General features: G+C 38.3%; 14 protein-coding genes. 10 read left to right on the plus strand and 4 right to left on the minus strand.

Annotated features, from left to right (window positions below):
- Window positions 1-77: 77 nt before the first annotated feature.
- Window positions 78-1,001 (plus strand): LysR family transcriptional regulator, encoded by a 924-nt coding sequence (locus CXF79_RS21330; protein WP_011045391.1) that lies wholly within the window; start codon window positions 78-80, stop codon window positions 999-1,001.
- A 124-nt stretch (window positions 1,002-1,125) separates the two neighbouring features.
- Here CXF79_RS21330 and CXF79_RS21335 read toward each other — a convergent pair whose 3' ends face one another.
- Together CXF79_RS21335 and CXF79_RS21340 are read right to left on the minus strand one after the other, a co-directional pair.
- Window positions 1,126-2,310: an acyl-CoA dehydrogenase gene (locus CXF79_RS21335; RefSeq protein ID WP_011045392.1), complete on the minus strand. Its 1,185-nt coding sequence runs from the start codon at window positions 2,308-2,310 to the stop codon at window positions 1,126-1,128.
- 54 nt (window positions 2,311-2,364) lie between these two features.
- Window positions 2,365-3,537 carry a CaiB/BaiF CoA transferase family protein gene (locus tag CXF79_RS21340; RefSeq protein WP_101157768.1) on the minus strand — a complete coding sequence of 391 codons (1,173 nt, stop codon included), beginning with the start codon at window positions 3,535-3,537 and terminating at the stop codon, window positions 2,365-2,367.
- 236 nt (window positions 3,538-3,773) lie between these two features.
- Between CXF79_RS21340 and CXF79_RS21345 the strand changes: the two genes are divergently transcribed.
- The 6 genes from CXF79_RS21345 to CXF79_RS21370 all read left to right on the plus strand — a co-directional run bounded on the left by CXF79_RS21345 (window position 3,774) and on the right by CXF79_RS21370 (window position 11,646).
- On the plus strand, window positions 3,774-5,192 hold the full coding sequence (locus CXF79_RS21345) for an aldehyde dehydrogenase family protein (RefSeq protein ID WP_101157770.1): 1,419 nt from the start codon (window positions 3,774-3,776) through the stop codon (window positions 5,190-5,192).
- Window positions 5,193-5,364: 172 nt separating this feature from the next.
- Entirely contained in the window at window positions 5,365-6,450 is a 1,086-nt protein-coding gene (locus tag CXF79_RS21350) for a polyamine ABC transporter substrate-binding protein (RefSeq protein ID WP_011045396.1), read from the plus strand.
- Between the two features lie 129 nt (window positions 6,451-6,579).
- Window positions 6,580-7,710, plus strand: coding sequence for an ABC transporter ATP-binding protein (locus CXF79_RS21355; protein WP_011045397.1), 1,131 nt, complete (start codon window positions 6,580-6,582; stop codon window positions 7,708-7,710).
- Window positions 7,707-8,660 (plus strand): ABC transporter permease subunit, encoded by a 954-nt coding sequence (locus CXF79_RS21360; RefSeq protein ID WP_011045398.1) that lies wholly within the window; start codon window positions 7,707-7,709, stop codon window positions 8,658-8,660. Before CXF79_RS21355 ends, CXF79_RS21360 begins: the two co-directional genes overlap by 4 nt.
- Window positions 8,660-9,463: an ABC transporter permease subunit gene (locus CXF79_RS21365; RefSeq protein WP_011045399.1), complete on the plus strand. Its 804-nt coding sequence runs from the start codon at window positions 8,660-8,662 to the stop codon at window positions 9,461-9,463. Before CXF79_RS21360 ends, CXF79_RS21365 begins: the two co-directional genes overlap by 1 nt.
- Before the next feature lie 77 nt (window positions 9,464-9,540).
- On the plus strand, window positions 9,541-11,646 hold the full coding sequence (locus CXF79_RS21370; RefSeq protein ID WP_101157772.1) for a methyl-accepting chemotaxis protein: 2,106 nt from the start codon (window positions 9,541-9,543) through the stop codon (window positions 11,644-11,646).
- Window positions 11,647-12,007: 361 nt separating this feature from the next.
- Here CXF79_RS21370 and CXF79_RS21375 read toward each other — a convergent pair whose 3' ends face one another.
- Together CXF79_RS21375 and CXF79_RS21380 are read right to left on the minus strand one after the other, a co-directional pair.
- Window positions 12,008-13,291: an NAD(P)/FAD-dependent oxidoreductase gene (locus CXF79_RS21375; RefSeq protein ID WP_101157774.1), complete on the minus strand. Its 1,284-nt coding sequence runs from the start codon at window positions 13,289-13,291 to the stop codon at window positions 12,008-12,010.
- Window positions 13,292-13,341: 50 nt separating this feature from the next.
- Window positions 13,342-14,712: a glutamine synthetase family protein gene (locus tag CXF79_RS21380; RefSeq protein WP_101157776.1), complete on the minus strand. Its 1,371-nt coding sequence runs from the start codon at window positions 14,710-14,712 to the stop codon at window positions 13,342-13,344.
- 253 nt (window positions 14,713-14,965) lie between these two features.
- Between CXF79_RS21380 and CXF79_RS21385 the strand changes: the two genes are divergently transcribed.
- The 3 genes from CXF79_RS21385 (at window position 14,966) to CXF79_RS21395 (ending at window position 17,161) form a co-directional block, all read left to right on the plus strand.
- A complete protein-coding gene (locus CXF79_RS21385; RefSeq protein ID WP_011045403.1) occupies window positions 14,966-15,733 on the plus strand; it encodes a gamma-glutamyl-gamma-aminobutyrate hydrolase family protein in 768 nt (255 codons plus the stop codon).
- Between the two features lie 77 nt (window positions 15,734-15,810).
- On the plus strand, window positions 15,811-16,353 hold the full coding sequence (locus CXF79_RS21390) for a helix-turn-helix domain-containing protein (protein WP_101157778.1): 543 nt from the start codon (window positions 15,811-15,813) through the stop codon (window positions 16,351-16,353).
- Between the two features lie 142 nt (window positions 16,354-16,495).
- A complete protein-coding gene (locus tag CXF79_RS21395; RefSeq protein ID WP_101157780.1) occupies window positions 16,496-17,161 on the plus strand; it encodes a TorF family putative porin in 666 nt (221 codons plus the stop codon).
- The last annotated feature ends 147 nt before the right edge of the window (window positions 17,162-17,308 follow it).

Here is a 17,308-nt window from a genome sequence, read left to right on the forward strand (position 1 = left end):
CAATAACGGTATTGAAACCTAGTTTTAATTAAGGTTAAATACAAAACAATAAACCTTTAGTTTGAAGTAGACAAAACATGTATAAACACTCGATTATTCCTAAACCAGTTAGTGAATATGATTTACGTTTACTGCGTATTTTCATCTCAGTAGTGGAACATGGTGGATTTTCATCGGCAGCTAATGCCTTAGGAATAACGCGCTCTACCATCAGTGTGCATATGTCTAATTTAGAAACTCGCATGAAATTAAAATTGTGTTTACGTGGCCGTGGAGGATTTTCTTTAACTGAAGATGGTCAGGCTGTTTACCAAGCCGTACTTGATTTATTTGCCACGATGGATGATTTTTCTTTATTAATAGATAGCTTAGGCAGTGAATTAAGTGGCGAATTAATTATTTTATGTGCGGATCAACTTGATGAAAGCAAACAGCATAAAATGGCGCAAGTGATTAAAAAGATAAACGATGCCTCACCTAATTTGCACCTAGTGTTAGATGGTGACTCTATCTCAAATATAGAGAAGGCTCTGCTAAAAGATAAAGCTCACATCGCTTTGTTTCCAAGCTATCAACAAATCGAAGGTTTGCAATACCAACCGCTATTTAGCGAATCTATTTATCTATGTTGTGGCAAGCAGCACCCTTTCTTTAATCAAGTCGATACGGCTATATCTGAAGAAATATTAGGGCAAGCCGCTGCTATACACCCAGGCATCAATATAGATTTAGCTGGTAAACAACAATTAGAAAAACTTAACTTATCTGCAAAGTCTTATCAATTTGATACCCGTAAGGCCATGATTCTATCTGGCTGTTATATAGGTTTTATGCAACAAAGTTTTATTCAAGCAGAACTAAACCGTGGCGAGATCAGAATAATAAAACCCAACAGTCATCATTATCAATTTAGGTTATCTTTAGTGAGTAAGAAAACCCCCAGAGAAGTCAAAAAAGTTGAGTTATTAACGAATGTGTTTTCCCAAGTGTTTGAGCTATAAAACTCGTGAGTACCTGTACTTGAAGTTATATATTTCATGAAGCTGTCAGTATCGCGTATAAAAAACAGGGATTATACCCATTGGTATAACCCCTTTTCACTTCGTTAACTTTAATACTATTAGTTTAGTAAAAGGCTTGTAAACCCGTTTGAGCACGACCGAGTATTAAACCATGTACATCGTACGTCCCTTCATAGGTATTTACCGTTTCTAAGTTAACCATATGACGAATAACATGAAACTCATCTGAAATACCGTTGCCGCCGTGCATATCACGCGCCATACGAGCAATATCAAGTGATTTACCACAGTTGTTACGTTTAACCATTGATATCATGGTTGGGTCCCACTTTTTGGTATCAATAATACGACCAACACGTAGTGATGCCTGTAAACCTAACGAGATTTCGGTTTGCATATTAGCGAGTTTAGTTTGGAATAACTGTGTTTGTGCCAGCGGACGTTTAAATTGAATACGATCTAAACCGTACTGACGTGCACCATGCCAACAGAACTCAGCAGCGCCCAATGCCCCCCAAGAAATACCATATCTCGCCATATTTAAACAACCAAATGGTCCAGCTAAACCGCGTATTTCAGGAAACATATTTTCTTCTGGCACAAAAACGTTATCCATTACGATTTCACCCGTAATTGAGGTACGTAAAGATATTTTACCTTCAATTTTTGGCGCTGATAAACCTGCCATGCCTTTTTCTAGCACAAAACCACAAATTTGATTTCCTTCAGCTTCATTTTTTGCCCACACCACAAAAACATCGGCGATAGGTGAATTGGTAATCCACATTTTTGAGCCAGTTAAACGATAACCGCCATCTACTTTCTTAGCGCGAGTGATCATACTTGAAGGATCAGAACCTGAACCTGGCTCGGTTAAACCAAAACAACCTATGTATTCACCCGTAGCAAGCTTAGGTAAATATTTTTCTTTTTGTTCAGTAGTACCGTACGCATTAATTGGATGCATAACTAATGAGGATTGCACGCTCATTGCACTTCTATAACCACTGTCTACTCGTTCTACTTCACGGGCGACTAAGCCATAACTTACGTAATTAACACCTGAACAACCGTAACCATCAATGGTTGCACCTAATAACCCAAGCTCACCAAACTGACGCATGATATTTGGATCAAAGTCCTCATTACGGTTAGCCATTAATACACCAGGCATTAACTCTTCTTGGCAAAAGGTATGTGCCATATCACGCACCATTCGTTCATCTTCTGATAATTGGTCGTTAAGTAGAAGTATGTCATCCCAATTGTTTAGTACTGAATTTGTCATGTTATTCCTCCGTTATAAAATTTAGATTTAGATTTAGGTTTAGTTACGTTAGGTTTACTTTGATTTTAATATTTCATCAGTGTGCTGTCCCAGTGTGGGTGGAGCAGCGTGATAAGTAATTGGCGTTTGTGAAAATCTTACCGGATTGCCGACCTGAGGAACTTTACCTGCGGTAGGATGCTCTAGCTCAAAGGCCATTTTACGATGTTTAATTTGTGGATTTTCAAACACACGGTCAATTGAATTAATTGGACCACAAGGTACATGTACTTCTGAAAGTGCTGCTAACCAATAATCTAACTTTTGTTTGATAAAGTAAGACTCCAGTAAGGGGATAAGTGTTTCACGATGCTTTACGCGTAATGCATTGGTTGCAAAATTCTTATTCTCACCAACCTCTATGCAACCCAGTACATTACAGCATTTTTGAAATTGATCATCATTGCCAACGGCTAACAGGATATAACCATCTTGTACTTTCATGGCTTGATATGGAACAATATTTGGGTGAGCCGACCCTAATCTTTGTGGTACATCACCACTCACTAAATAACTACTGCCTTGATTCGCTAAGCAGGCAACTTGCGTATCTAATAGTGCAATGTCTATCTGTTGACCTTCGTTCGTTTGAGTTCGATGATATAAGGCAGCTAAAATACCCGACACCGCATACATACCTGTCATTAAGTCCGTTGTTGCTACCCCTACTTTTTGTGGTCCACCTCCGGGTAACGAATCTTTCTCTCCAGTGATGCTCATCAATCCACCCATCGCTTGAATCATGGCATCGTAACCCGCTCTATTCGCATACGGACCATCTTGGCCAAAGCCAGTTATTGAGCAATAGATAACATCTTTACGAATTTTTTTAATGCTCTCATAATCTAAGCCGTATTTTTTAAGTCCGCCAACCTTATAATTTTCAACGACAATATCTGCTTGTGTTACTAATTTATATATTGCTGCTTGTCCATCAGCACTTGTCATATCTACTTCAATCGACTTTTTCCCTCGATTAGCGGCAAGGTAATATGCTGATTCAGCAGTATCCTCACCCTGCTCATCTTTCACATATGGAGGACCCCAGTGGCGAGTATCATCTCCCTTTTCAGGTCGTTCTATCTTCCACACTTCGGCACCATAATCAGCCAATACTTGTGTAGCCCAAGGGCCTGCTAAAATTCGGCTAAGATCGAGTACTTTGATTCCGGTGAGTGGGCCTGCCATTAAATGCTCCTTAAGTGAGAGTGATGATTACTACGCTTTTAAGTTAAAAAACTGAGGCACCATTTACCTCATGATAAATAAAATGGCTAAATGCACTGGTTTTACACACAACCGTTTATAACCTTATTGAAGTGTTATTTACAACAAAATTTTAATATTTATTGATGTTTTGTGCTTTATTGTTTATTTTATCCAACACTAGATTTATTTAAAATATGCTATAAGGCAATGTGTTTATGAAAAATTTAAGCCACTTTTATATTAACGGACAATGGGTCTCTCCAGAAAAACCAAATGACTTTATCGTTGAAAACCCTTCAAATGAACGTCAAATTGGTACTATTTCTCTAGGCACTAATGTCGATGTTGATAAAGCCGTTACCGCGGCTAGAAACGCATTTAATCAGTATGGTTTTAGTTCAAGAGAAGAGCGTATTGCACTATTAGAGAAACTATTAAGTGCCTATATGAATCGTTATGACGAGATGGCGCAGGCTATTTCCCAAGAAATGGGCGCGCCAATCGATTTTGCCACGGCTGCTCAAGCTGATTGTGGCCGGGGGCATATTCAAACGGCGTTGGATGCTTTAAAAAATTATGAATTTCAGCACACCTCAGGAAATGCCACCATAACCCATGAGCCAATTGGCGTTTGTGGATTTATTACACCGTGGAACTGGCCTATTAATCAAATTGTTTGCAAAGTTGCGCCAGCACTAGCCACAGGTTGCACCGTGGTTTTAAAACCGAGTGAAATTGCGCCTTTATCCGCCCATGTTTTTGCCAAAATAATTGATGATGCCGGTTTCCCAGCAGGAGTTTTTAATCTTGTTAATGGTGATGGAATGGGCGTTGGCTCTGCGATATCGTCTCACCAAGATATTGATATGGTTTCTTTTACTGGCTCAACTAGAGCGGGTTCATTAATTTCGAAATCTGCAGCCGATACGGTAAAACGGGTGGCACTAGAGTTAGGTGGTAAATCACCGAACATTATATTTGACGATGTGGACCTAGAAGCGATCGTGACTAAAGGTGTTGTCGGCTGTATGGAAAATACGGGTCAATCATGTAACGCACCAACACGTATGCTAGTGCAAGAGTCTGTTTATGATGATGCCGTTAAAATAGCGACTCAAGTGTCTAATAACATAAAAATCGATAGGGCTGATAAGCCAGGTAATCATATTGGCCCATTAGTTAGCAAAGCCCACTTTGATAAAGTACAAAGCATGATCAAAGAAGCAATAGAATCAGGCGCTACATTATCAGCCGGTGGTCTCGGTAAGCCTGAAGGTTTTGAATTGGGTCATTTCACCAAACCGACAATATTCTCAAATGTGAACAATAAAATGAACATCGCACAAGAGGAAGTATTTGGCCCCGTTTTGGTGATCATTCCTTTCAAAGATGAGCAAGAAGCGATCACGTTAGCAAACGATTCTCCTTATGGTTTAGCTGCCTATATAAATACCCCTGATGAAACAAAAGCGAGCCGTGTTGCAAGGCAAATGAGGGCTGGAATGGTAAGGATTAACTGGGCTTCACATCATTACACTTCCCCGTTTGGTGGTTATAAACAATCAGGAAATGGTCGTGAGTGGGGAACATATGGCTTTGATGATTATTTAGAAATTAAAGCGACTAGCCGTTAGTCTTTGAAATTTTAATTATAAGCTTAAATTTCCCCTAAAAGGGTGTTGATTTATTGACTTGACTATGTTTCTATAAATAAGAATTTGAAGAATATATTTAACATAACGATGTCATTCTGAGTTTTACAATAGCTTTTATAAGTAAATAACAAACAAAAACAGGGTATGAACCATGAAAAAGAAAAGTATATTACTAATAACAACAATGCTTGCTTCACTGGCCGCATCTGCATCAGATAAAGTAGTTAACGTTTATAACTGGTCAGATTATATTGACCCTGCAGCGATTAAACAGTTTGAAAAAGAAACCGGTATCAAAGTTAACTACGATGTTTATGATTCTAATGAAATCCTCGAAGCTAAGCTGATGGCCGGTGGTTCAGGTTATGATGTTGTGGTACCAACAGGTTCATTTTTAGAACGCCAAGCAAAAGCAGGTATTTACGCACAAATCGATAAAAACAACCTGTCCAATTACAATAACATTGATAAAGCAATGGCTGGTAAAATGGCGCTTCATGATCCAGGTAACAAGCACAGTGTGCCGTATACTTGGGGAACGATTGGTCTAGGTATTAATACTGATATGGTTAAAGCACGCTTAGGTGATGTGGAACTTAATAGCTTAGATCTTATCTTTAAGCCTGAAGTCGCAGCTAAGCTAGCTGATTGTGGTATTGGTATTTTAGACTCACCTGCTGAAGTTATGTCTATCGCGTTAAACTACGCAGGTTTAGATCCTAACTCTGAAAGTGATAAAGATCTTAAAGCAACTAAAGCGATGATTAAAAAGGCTCGCCCTCATTATAAATATTTTGACTCAAGCCGCCTGATTGCTGATTTAGCCAATGGCGATATTTGTGTTGCGTTAGGTTATAACGGCGATATGTTGCAAGCTAATAGTCGTGCAAGTGAAGCTGGACAAGGCGTTAAAGTTGAGTACTTAATTCCTAAAGAAGGCACCATTGCTTGGTTCGATATGATGGCAATTCCTGCTGATGCGCCTCACAAGAAAGAAGCTTATGCCTTTATCAACTTCATCTTAAAAGCTGAAACAGGTGCTGGTATTTCTAACTATGTTTATTATGCTGTTGCTAATGAAGCTGCTACTAAGTTTGTTAATGACGACATTAAATCTAATATCGGTATTTATCCGGTTGGCGAAACAAAAGAAAATCTGTTTTCTCAACTCGCTCACACCTCGCGTTTTGACCGTAAATTAACGCGTGCTTGGACACAAATCAAAACAGGTAGATAGTTTTAATCATTGACCATAAGGGCATTAGCTTGCCCTTATGCTTAAGACATTAATTTGCTCTTATTCTTTAGAACATAACTACAATAACAAATATCTAAATCCTGTCGAAAATATCCCTAGGAATCTCGAATGACTCAAGAAACAACTATGCCTCTTTGGAAACAAGATGGCGCTAAACCTTTTATTCAAATAAAAAACGTGACTAAAAAATTCGGTGAATTTACCGCCGTAGATAATGTTTCGTTAGATATTTATGAAAATGAATTATTTTGTTTATTAGGAGGTTCGGGATCAGGAAAAAGCACCCTGTTAAGGATATTAGCCGGTTTTGAGGACCTCACCTCTGGTCAGGTACTCATCGATGGCGTTGATATGGCTAATATTGAGCCATGGAATCGACCGATAAATATGATGTTTCAGTCATACGCATTATTTCCTCATATGACCGTGGCTAAGAATATTGCTTTTGGTTTAAAGCGAGATAACGTGCCGAAAAAAGAAATTGCAGAACGTGTTACTGAAATGCTTACCATGATGCAAATAGAAGCATTTGCAGATAGAAAACCCGATCAATTATCAGGCGGTCAGCGCCAACGTGTCGCGTTAGCAAGATCATTGATCAAACGCCCTAAATTACTATTACTTGATGAGCCTTTAGGTGCACTGGATAAAAAGCTTAGAGAAGAAACTCAATTTGAATTAGTTAATATTCAAGATAAGTTAGGAGTTACCTTTGTTGTGGTGACTCATGACCAAGAAGAAGCCATGACACTAGCGACCCGCATTGGCGTTATGGGTAATGGTATTATTACCCAAGTTGATGAACCTCGCGATGTTTATGAATATCCAAGCAGCCGTTTTGTTGCAGAATTTGTTGGCTCTATTAATTTATTTGAGGGTCGTATTTATGAAGATGAAGTTGAGCATGTAAAAATAAAGTCAAAAGAAGCTGGCTGTAACTTTTTTGTCAATCATGGCATTAGCTGTGCCCCTAATCAAAAAGTGACAGTTGCTGTTCGTCCTGAAAAAATGAAAGTCACCCGTAGAAAACCAGATCAGGAATATAACTGCTTACACGGGCAAATCATCGACATTGCCTATATGGGTAACCTGTCAATTTTTAGGGTCAAGTTAGAGAGTGGCGTCATTGTTCGTGTCACCTTACCTAATCTTGTCAGAGAAAACCGCAATCCATTAACATGGGATGACTTTGTTTACCTTGCATGGGATGACGACAGCAGCGTGGTATTAACATCATGAGTAAAGTAACCGGCACTTTTTGGCTCGGTCGTTATGACACAGTCAAAACTCGATTTAGTTCATTAAAGAAAATTCGCTGGGGTAGATATTCTGTTATCTCTATCCCTTCCTTATGGTTAGCCTTATTTTTCTTTATTCCCTTTTTAGTTGTGTTTAAAATTTCACTGGCTGAATCTGCTATAGCTGTACCTCCTTATACAGATATGTTTGCTTGGAATGTAGAAGATGCAATTATTGATGTAAAAATAAAACTCGGCAACTATTTATACCTTTTTGAAGACTCCTTTTATTTAGACGCCTATTTAAGTTCAGTTAAGATCGCCGCGGTCTCTACTTTTTTTACTTTATTAATCGGCTTTCCAATGGCCTATTTTATTGCAAGTAAAACAGGCACCATGCGAACGCTTTTATTAACGCTTGTTATCTTACCTTTTTGGACTTCATTTCTATTAAGAGTCTATGCTTGGATGGGCTTTCTTAAAAAGAACGGTATTGTGAATGAGTTTTTACAAGGCATTGGCCTTATCGATCAACCTATTCAAATGTTACAAACCGACTTTGCCGTATACATTGGTATTGTCTACACCTACTTACCTTTTATGATCTTACCTTTGTACACCACCTTAGAAAAACTAGATGGTAGTTTGATTGAAGCGTCTAAAGATCTGGGTGCAGGACCAATTAGAACCTTTTTCTTGATTACCTTACCCATGTCTATGCCAGGTATTTTAGCTGGCTGTTTATTAGTGTTCATACCTGCCGTTGGAGAATTTGTTATTCCTGCCCTATTAGGTGCGTCTGACACGTTAATGATAGGACGAGTGCTTTGGGATGAGTTCTTCCAGAATAGAGACTGGCCAATGGCCTCAGCAGTGGCGACCATGATGTTACTTATTTTAGTTGTTCCTATAATGTTTTTACGTAATGGCAAAAAAGAAGGAGCTGAATAATGACTAGAAATTCAAAGTTTTTATCAATCTCATCGTTATTTGGATTTATATTTCTTTATGCGCCGATACTTTCACTAATTATTTATAGCTTTAACAAATCTAAGCTAGTGACGGTATGGGGTGGATGGTCTGTTAAATGGTATGCTGAATTATTCAGCAACCAACAAATTATTGATGCGGCAATAGTGAGCTTAAAAGTTGCATTTATCACCGCAACGCTATCCGTTATTCTCGGTGTTCTGGCGGGTTATGTACTGAGTCGAATGGGTAAGTTCCCTGGTAAATTAATCGTTTCAGGTTGGATAAGTGCACCGCTTATTATGCCCGAAGTGATCACCGGTTTATCACTCTTGCTATTGTTCGTTTCTTTAGAGAACTTAATAGGTTGGCCTGCAGGAAGAGGCATTACCACGATTATTATTGCCCATACTACTTTTTGTATGGCGTATGTTGCAGTAATTGTGCAGTCTCGCTTGTCACAAATGGATGATTCATTAGAAGAAGCTGCGATGGATTTAGGAGCAAAACCACATAGTTTGTTCTTTCTAATCACCTTACCTATTATCTCTCCCGCGATAATTTCTGGTTGGTTACTGGCGTTTACTATGTCGTTAGATGATTTGGTTATCGCGAGTTTTGTATCCGGTCCAGGTAACAGTACGCTACCTATGGTTATCTTCTCTAAGATAAGACTAGGGGTGTCACCTGAAGTGAACGCACTGGCAACAATCATGATATTAATTGTCGCCATTGGTGTAGTCGCTGCTATGTGGCAAATGAGAAAAAAAGAAACCACCCTCTAAATAACGCTCATTTTTAGTCTTTTTTATTAAGGTTGTATCGTTGTACAGCCTTTTTTATTTTCAAAGGGATTCGTTACATGAATAAATCCGTAAAAACAAAAATTATTTTTTCCACCCTGTTATTACTTATCATCACAATAACCTCATTATTAATCGTCTCTTCAATCTCTGTTGATAAAACCGCAACCTCTTTATCTGAATACCTACAACCAAAAATTAAAGAAAGCAGTTTAATGCCAATGGTTATTGCGGCAGACGCTGAAACGGCAAGAAATGAAGTGTTTTTTGACCAAGTAATCAATGAGGCTGATCGCCTTGCAAGTGACATTGCGTTTTTACGGGTACAATTTCGCGCACTTTTTTTATCTGCTGAAGATGTTCGCCATATTTTAAATATGTATATCAAAAGTGCTATGGAAAATAATCAATCAGCCGTTGGCGTATATGCTGTTTTTCTTCCTAATGCACTTGATGGTGCTGATGAAGCAAATAAAGGTGCAGACGATCTAGCAACAAATGAAGCAGGAAGATTTGCTGTTTATTGGGCTTTGAACGAACAAGGGGAAGCTGTTGAAGAAATAATGCCTGAGGAGATGATTAACGATACCAGCCCTAATTCAACTGGACAACCCTATAACTCCTGGTTTACTTGCCCTATTGAACAACAACAAAATTGTTTATTAGAACCCTATATAGACAAAGTTGATGGTAAAAACATATTAATGACCTCAATAGCGATACCCATTAAATTCGCGAATAAAGTCGTTGGTGTTGTCGGTATTGATATCGCGTTAGCTGATATCCAAACAAAAGCAGAAGCGTTCTCAACTAAAATTGCGGATGGCAACAGCCGAGTATTGATCGTATCTGAAGATAATTCGGTGATAGCTGATTCCAACAATAGCGCTAATCAAGGCGCTTTATTTTCTGAAATAATTAATAGTACTCAGTTAAATGAAGGCATTAGTGAGAATGATCGCAGTTTTACTTTAGTAAAACGTATTCATTTAGGTGGCATCGCTCAGTGGAGTATTTACACCGAAATACCTAAAAAATTTATTACTGATGAAGTTAATCAGACCATGACTGTGTTAGATAAAGGTACTGAAGACCAATTTACCAGTGTACTTTATATGAGTTTATTGGTGTTAATCATAGGTAGTATTGTAATCTTTTTCATGGCTGAAAAATTAACAGTACCCTTAAGAGCTGTGGCAGACGCTTTAAAACAAATAGCCAGTGGTGATGCTGATTTAACTCAACGTATCAAAGTTAATTCAAAAGATGAAACGGGTCAGCTTGCCCATTCATTTAACCAATTTGTAGAAGGGCTGGCTAGTATCGTAGGTCAGTTTTCAGAAGGTGTTAAAACCACCTTTTCTGCCTCTGAAACAGGTAAAGCGTTATCGACAACAACAAACTCACAATTAGCTAGCCAACAGTTAATGATTGAAATGGTCGCGACGGCAGCAGAGGAAATGTCGCAAACCTCTACCGATGTTGCGCAAAATGCCGTATCAACTGCTGATGCGACTAAAGAAGTTAGAAGTGCAGCTTCAAATGGTATTATTAAATTAAAACAAACCACCAGCACCATTTCAAAACTGGCAGAACAGATGCAATATTCAAACGAGCAAGTAGATAAGCTGTCAACCAATAGCGATAATATTGTTAATGTACTCAACGTGATTAAGTCAGTTGCAGAACAAACTAATTTACTTGCCTTAAACGCAGCCATCGAAGCCGCAAGAGCAGGTGAATTAGGTCGTGGTTTTGCGGTTGTTGCTGATGAAGTAAGGGCACTCGCGGGTAGAACGGCCAGCTCGGTATTTGAAATTGAAGGCGTCGTTAATGAGTTACAAGTTTCAACGAAAGAAATGGTGGCAACTATCAGTGAAAACGTTAAAAGAGCCGAGGCTTGCACTGAACAAGCACAGGAAACGCAAACGATCTTTGAAGTTATTGAACAAGAAGTGACTAACATGACGGATATGGCGGCAAATATTGCTTCTGCCGCTGAAGAACAAAGTCATGTTTCAGAAGAGATCAGTAGCACCTTACAGAATATAAATACCACCACTGACGAGCTTGCGCAAAGTGCTCAGCAGACCTTAAAAGTAAGTGAAGAGCTGTTGGTGTCAGGACAAGATCAAGAACAGCTCATCGGGCGATTTAAGTTTTAAGTTTAAAGCCAATATTTTGAGTTGAGTTGAGTTGAGTTGAGTTGATAAATCATAAATTGATGGCAATAAAAAAGCTAACAATACCTTGTTAGCTTTTTTTGTTTACATGAGCATATACCCAAACCACTTGAAGATGCGTGTTTCAGGACGCCTCATTTTCTTAATGGTTATTCCCTTAACAAATGAGGCAACGAAGAACATGACGTGCTCAGACGTCCCTATACGGTTGGTTTAGAAACGTTTTATCCTACGTGATTGATTTCGATAAGGGAGTAACCATTATCTTCAATCAATGCCTTGGCTAAAGACGTTTCTAATTCCAACTGAAACCTGCATCTTCATGTAGTTTGGGTATAAAAGGTTAGATACCTAACTTATCTCTCATCTGGTAATACCAAGCACCCATCGCGGTGTAAGGCGTTTTAAATAACCTACCACCAGGGAATGGATATTGAGGTAAGCCAGCAAATACATCAAACCGTTCTGCTTGGCCAGTAATTGCATCGGCAATAACTTTACCGGCTAAGTGGGTCGAAGTAACACCATGGCCACTATAGCCTTGAGCATAATAGACATTGTCATTTATACGGCCAAATTGTGGTAACCGCATCAACGTGAGTAAAAAGTTACCTGTCCAAGCATAATCAATCTTCACATCTTTAAGTTGAGGGAATGTTTTCAACATTTTAGGAATGATAATTGATTCAATTTTAGAAGGCTCTCTAGCACCATACGTTGTGCCACCACCGTAGATCAGACGACCATCGCCCGATAAGCGGAAGTAATCTAACAGGTAGTTACAATCTTCTACGCAGACATCGGTCGGTAATAATTGCTTTTGCATAGCTTCTGGTAAGACTTCAGTGGTGATTATTTGCGTTCCACATGGCATTGATTGTTTCTGTTGCTTAGGTAAAAGCCCTTCTAAATAAGCATTACCAGCTACAACAACAAAATCAGCCGTTACACTACCTGAGTCTGTTTTAATGACCGCTTTTTTACCATGAACAATATCAACAACGATACTGTCTTCGTAAATTATTCCACCTAACTTTTCAAACGCAGCAGCTTCACCAAGGGCTAAGTTGAGAGGATGAATATGACCACCTGCTTTATCTAATAATCCACCCACGTAACGTTCAGTACCGACATGGTTTTGAATGTCACTTGCACTTAACAGCTCAGTTTCATGGTAGCCATGCTTAGCCCACAGTTTTTGCTTTTCAGCCATTTCATCCAGCTGTTTGTTGTTACAAGCGGCAAAAACACCTCCTGGTCTTAAATCACATTTGATGTCGTAATCGTTAATTAAACGTTTAATTATTCGACTACCTTCAAAGGCCATTTGTCCCATTTCAGTACTAACATGTTTACCATAATTACGTTCAATAAAGTCCATATCTCGACTATAGCTATTAACTAACTGGCCACCGTTGCGACCTGAAGCGCCAAAACCAATGCGACTGCCTTCAACAACCACCACTTTGAAGCCTTTTTCAGCCAAATGTAATGCGCTTGATAATCCAGTAAAACCAGAACCAACAACGCATATGTCAGCAGTAATATCTTCTGTCAGCTTTGATCGCTGCACTTTATCATTAGCACTTGCCGCATAATAAGAGCCGGTGTGGGAAACGTGATTCATAACTTGCCTCTGAAATTTTAAATTTATTAACTATTTTATTAGCTATTTTATTAGCTATTAGATAAGTACCATTTAACTTCTAGCTCACTAATATGCATATCAAATTGCTCTAACTCTTTTTGTTTAACAGTGTGATAGTTTTTAGTAAATGCTTCGCCTAAATAGCTTGTAAGTATTTGATCTTTTTCTAATTCTGCAAGTGCTCTATCCAATTTTAATGGCAGTGCTTCACAGTCGTCATCAAACGCGTTTCCTACGGTAGGATTTATAGGCTTGATTTTATTGGTTATACCATGATGAATAGAGGCTAAGATCACAGCCATCACTAAATAGGGGTTAGCATCAGCGCCAGAAACTCGATGTTCTATACGCGTTGCATTTTTATGTCCTCGAGGAAGGCGAAGTGCAACTGTTCTGTTGTCTACTCCCCAATTTTTTGCCATTGCAACATAGTACCCTGGCATAAATCGACGATAAGAATTCACGTTAGGACATAACAACGGCATGGAAGCGGGCATTAGCTCAAGCATGCCACCGATAGCATGTTCTAATGTTTCATTATAATCATTATGCTCATCAGCAAAGACATTGTTGCCACACTCATCTAAAAGACTGGCGTGGACATGCATACCACTACCGGCTTCATTTGAATAAGGCTTAGCCATAAAGGTCGCATCAAAATTATGCTTATCAGCAACTGTTTTGATAATACGCTTTAACAAAATGGCATTATCACAAGCAGCAACTGGATCGGCTTCATGTTTTAAATTTATTTCAAATTGTCCAGGCGCACATTCAGCTACTGCGGTATCTGCAGGTACATTTTGCTCAATACATACTCTATTAATATCGTCTAATAATGCACTGTAATCATTCAGTGTATCGACGGAGTAAACTTGAGTATGTTCATCTCTTTTACCCGTTTTAGGTGAGATAGGAGCTTGTAAATTTCCTTTGTTATCTTTATTTTTATCTAATAGATAAAATTCTAATTCAACGGCAACAACAGGGAATAAATTTATTTCCGCTAATTGTCTAACAACATTACTTAAGATATTACGTGGGTCGGCAAAAAAAGGCGTTCCATCGTGGTTGAACATGCTCATTAATACTTGCGCGATTGGGCGATCATGCCAAGAGGCCATATGAAGGGTGTTCGCAATAGGTTTACAGACCATATCCGGCTCGCCAATATCTTGCCCGAGCCCACACTCTTCAATAGTTTCTCCAAGTACATTCATGGAAAATATGGTAGCGGGCATATTTAAGCCACTGCTATAAATTTTTTCTAAACTACTTTTTTCAATGCGTTTTCCTCGAGCAAAGCCGACTAAATCAGAAATGAGGACATCTATAGCCTCAACTTCTGGGTGATTGGAGAGAAAATTTTCTACCTCAGTTGTCTGTCCAACTTTTATCATAAAGTTACCTTCGAAATTGATACATATAATTTACCCATCAAAAAATGATGAATATTTGCTTCACTATCTATTAGTAAGTAATTGTAATAGCTACGTCAAGGTAAAATCAAATAAATAAGCTATATTTTTTACATAAAATGACTTTATTGTCATTTTATTGCCTTTTTGTAAAAAATATTCATTGAAAACCGAAGTTTTTTAATTTACCTTAGAGTTATTGAAATTTAGCAGTAACTTATTTGGAATTGATTCGATGGTTAGTAAAAATCAGAAGCCTGTTGTCGGCATTACCTGTTGCAGTAGTCTTAACGGGATTCATCATCAACAAGTTGTTGGTGATAAATACATTCGTGCCTTGATGGCCGGTAGTGATGTTATCCCCGTTCTAATTCCTAGTTTTGGTGAAGCTATGTTAGAAATATTACCGCATTTAGATGGTATATATTTAACAGGTAGTTATTCGAATATGGAACCACATCATTTTGGTGGCACTGAATTAGGGGTCGATATGCCACGTGATCCCAATCGAGATACCACTAATTTAACCTTATTAAAAAAAGCAGTAGAGCTAAAAATCCCCGTGTTGGGTATTTGCCGAGGTTTTCAAGAAATGAATGTTGCGCTGGGCGGAACATTACATCAGCAAGTATTTGAACTCGATAATATGACAGAGCATAGAGAAGATAAATCGGTCTCTATGGATGAACAGTACAGTGTGTCTCATGACTTAAACTTATCTGAGGCCGGTATATTATCTTCGATTATGGACGGAGAGTTAATTCAACAAGTTAATTCATTGCATGGACAAGGCGTTGATAAATTAGCTGACACTCTAAAAGTGGAAGGCACAGCACCTGACGGATTAATTGAAGCATTTTCATTGGCGGATAACGCTAGTTATTATTTAGGGTTGCAGTGGCATCCTGAGTGGAAAATTGCTGAGAACCCTTTTTACACCGAAATATTTAAAAGTTTTGGTGATGCTTGCAGAAAATACAAAGGAAATGAAGCATACAGTTAAAGCCATTAATGTAATAAACTAACTCTTTTTCAATGCAGGTACTGCCTGTCAGTGTAGTTAGTTTATTAAGGATAATTATGGACGTAGGCAAAAGATTAAAAGAAGTTAGAGAAATGTATGGGCTTTCACAACGTGAATTAGCAAAGCGCGTTGGCTTAACAAATAGCACTATTTCAATGATAGAAAGAGATGCTGTGAGCCCATCGATTAGTTCGTTAAAGAAAATTTTAGAAGGCGTTTCTCTAACGGTTACTGAGTTTTTTACTTTAGAAATTCCCACTGAATCGCAAGTGGTCTTTAAAAAAGACACCTTAGTTGATGTAGGGAGTGACGGTGTAGAGCTACATTTGGTTGGTACACCGCAGCCAGACTCTAAACTTGCATTTTTGATTGAGCGTTATCAACCTGGATCAAGTACTGGCAAAGATATGATCACTCATATTGGTGAAGAAGCAGGTACGGTGATTGAAGGAAGTATTGAGATAACAGTGGCAGGACGTAGTTTTAAGCTAACTAAAGGCGATAGTTACAAATTTTCGACAAGCTTACCGCATAAGTTTAAAAACTCATCGAAAAAAGTTTGTAAAATTATTAGTGCGCATACGCCGCCTTCTTTTTAGCGTAACTCTGTAGCCTTGAAAGCGAGCTGTTATTAATTTTTTTTAGCACCCATATGGGGGTTAATTAAAAAGTGAAAGTACATTAGATTGTATTTAATTTGATTTAATTTAAAAACCATAAAACCATAAAAAAAGGAATAACATGAATAAAATTAAATTGTTAGCAGCAACATTCGCGCTTACGGCTATAGCTCCACTTGTCTCTGCAGAAGTCAGTGTTACAGGAACATTAACGTCGGATTATGTATTTAGAGGTGTTAGTCAAACAGACAGCTCTCCGGCTATTCAGGCGAGTTTAGATTACGAACATGAAAGTGGATTTTTTGCCGGCGTTTGGGCGTCGAATGTTGACTTCGAAGACGATGCAAATGCAGAAATTGATTTCTACGCGGGTTACTTTGGCGAAATTAATGACACTTTTTCTTATGATGTTATGTATAACTATTACACCTATCAAGGTTACAGTTCAGCAGATGACTCTGATTACGGCGAATTTCTTTTTAACGCTTATATTAACTCATTCACGTTAGGCCTTGGTTATGCTTCTGATTATGTAAATACAGGTGATTCAGCACAGTATATTTCAGCAGCTTATGATATCGAACTTCCTAAAGAGTATGCCTTAACTTTACAAGCTGGCTATACCATGGGTGATGCATTTGACGATGCCGAGTATATAGATTACAGCGCAACAGTTGCAAAAACATTTTTTGACTTTGATTTTACTGCTGCCGTAATAAATACCGATATTGATGATGCTGACAATGCAGATTTTAGATTTGTTTTAGGTGTTTCACGCACATTTTAAGCACTTTGTTCACATAGCGTGAACATCTGTTTGCTTTACCTTTAGCCTGCTTGTCAAAAGCAGGCTAAATTTTTTATCTTCTACTCAAATATCCCTAACTTTTAACAAAATTTACTTTATTAGAAGTACGTAAAACCTCTCTGTCGC

It is taken from the genome of Colwellia sp. Bg11-28, from assembly GCF_002836245.1.
Lineage (GTDB): Bacteria > Pseudomonadota > Gammaproteobacteria > Enterobacterales > Alteromonadaceae > Colwellia > Colwellia psychrerythraea_A.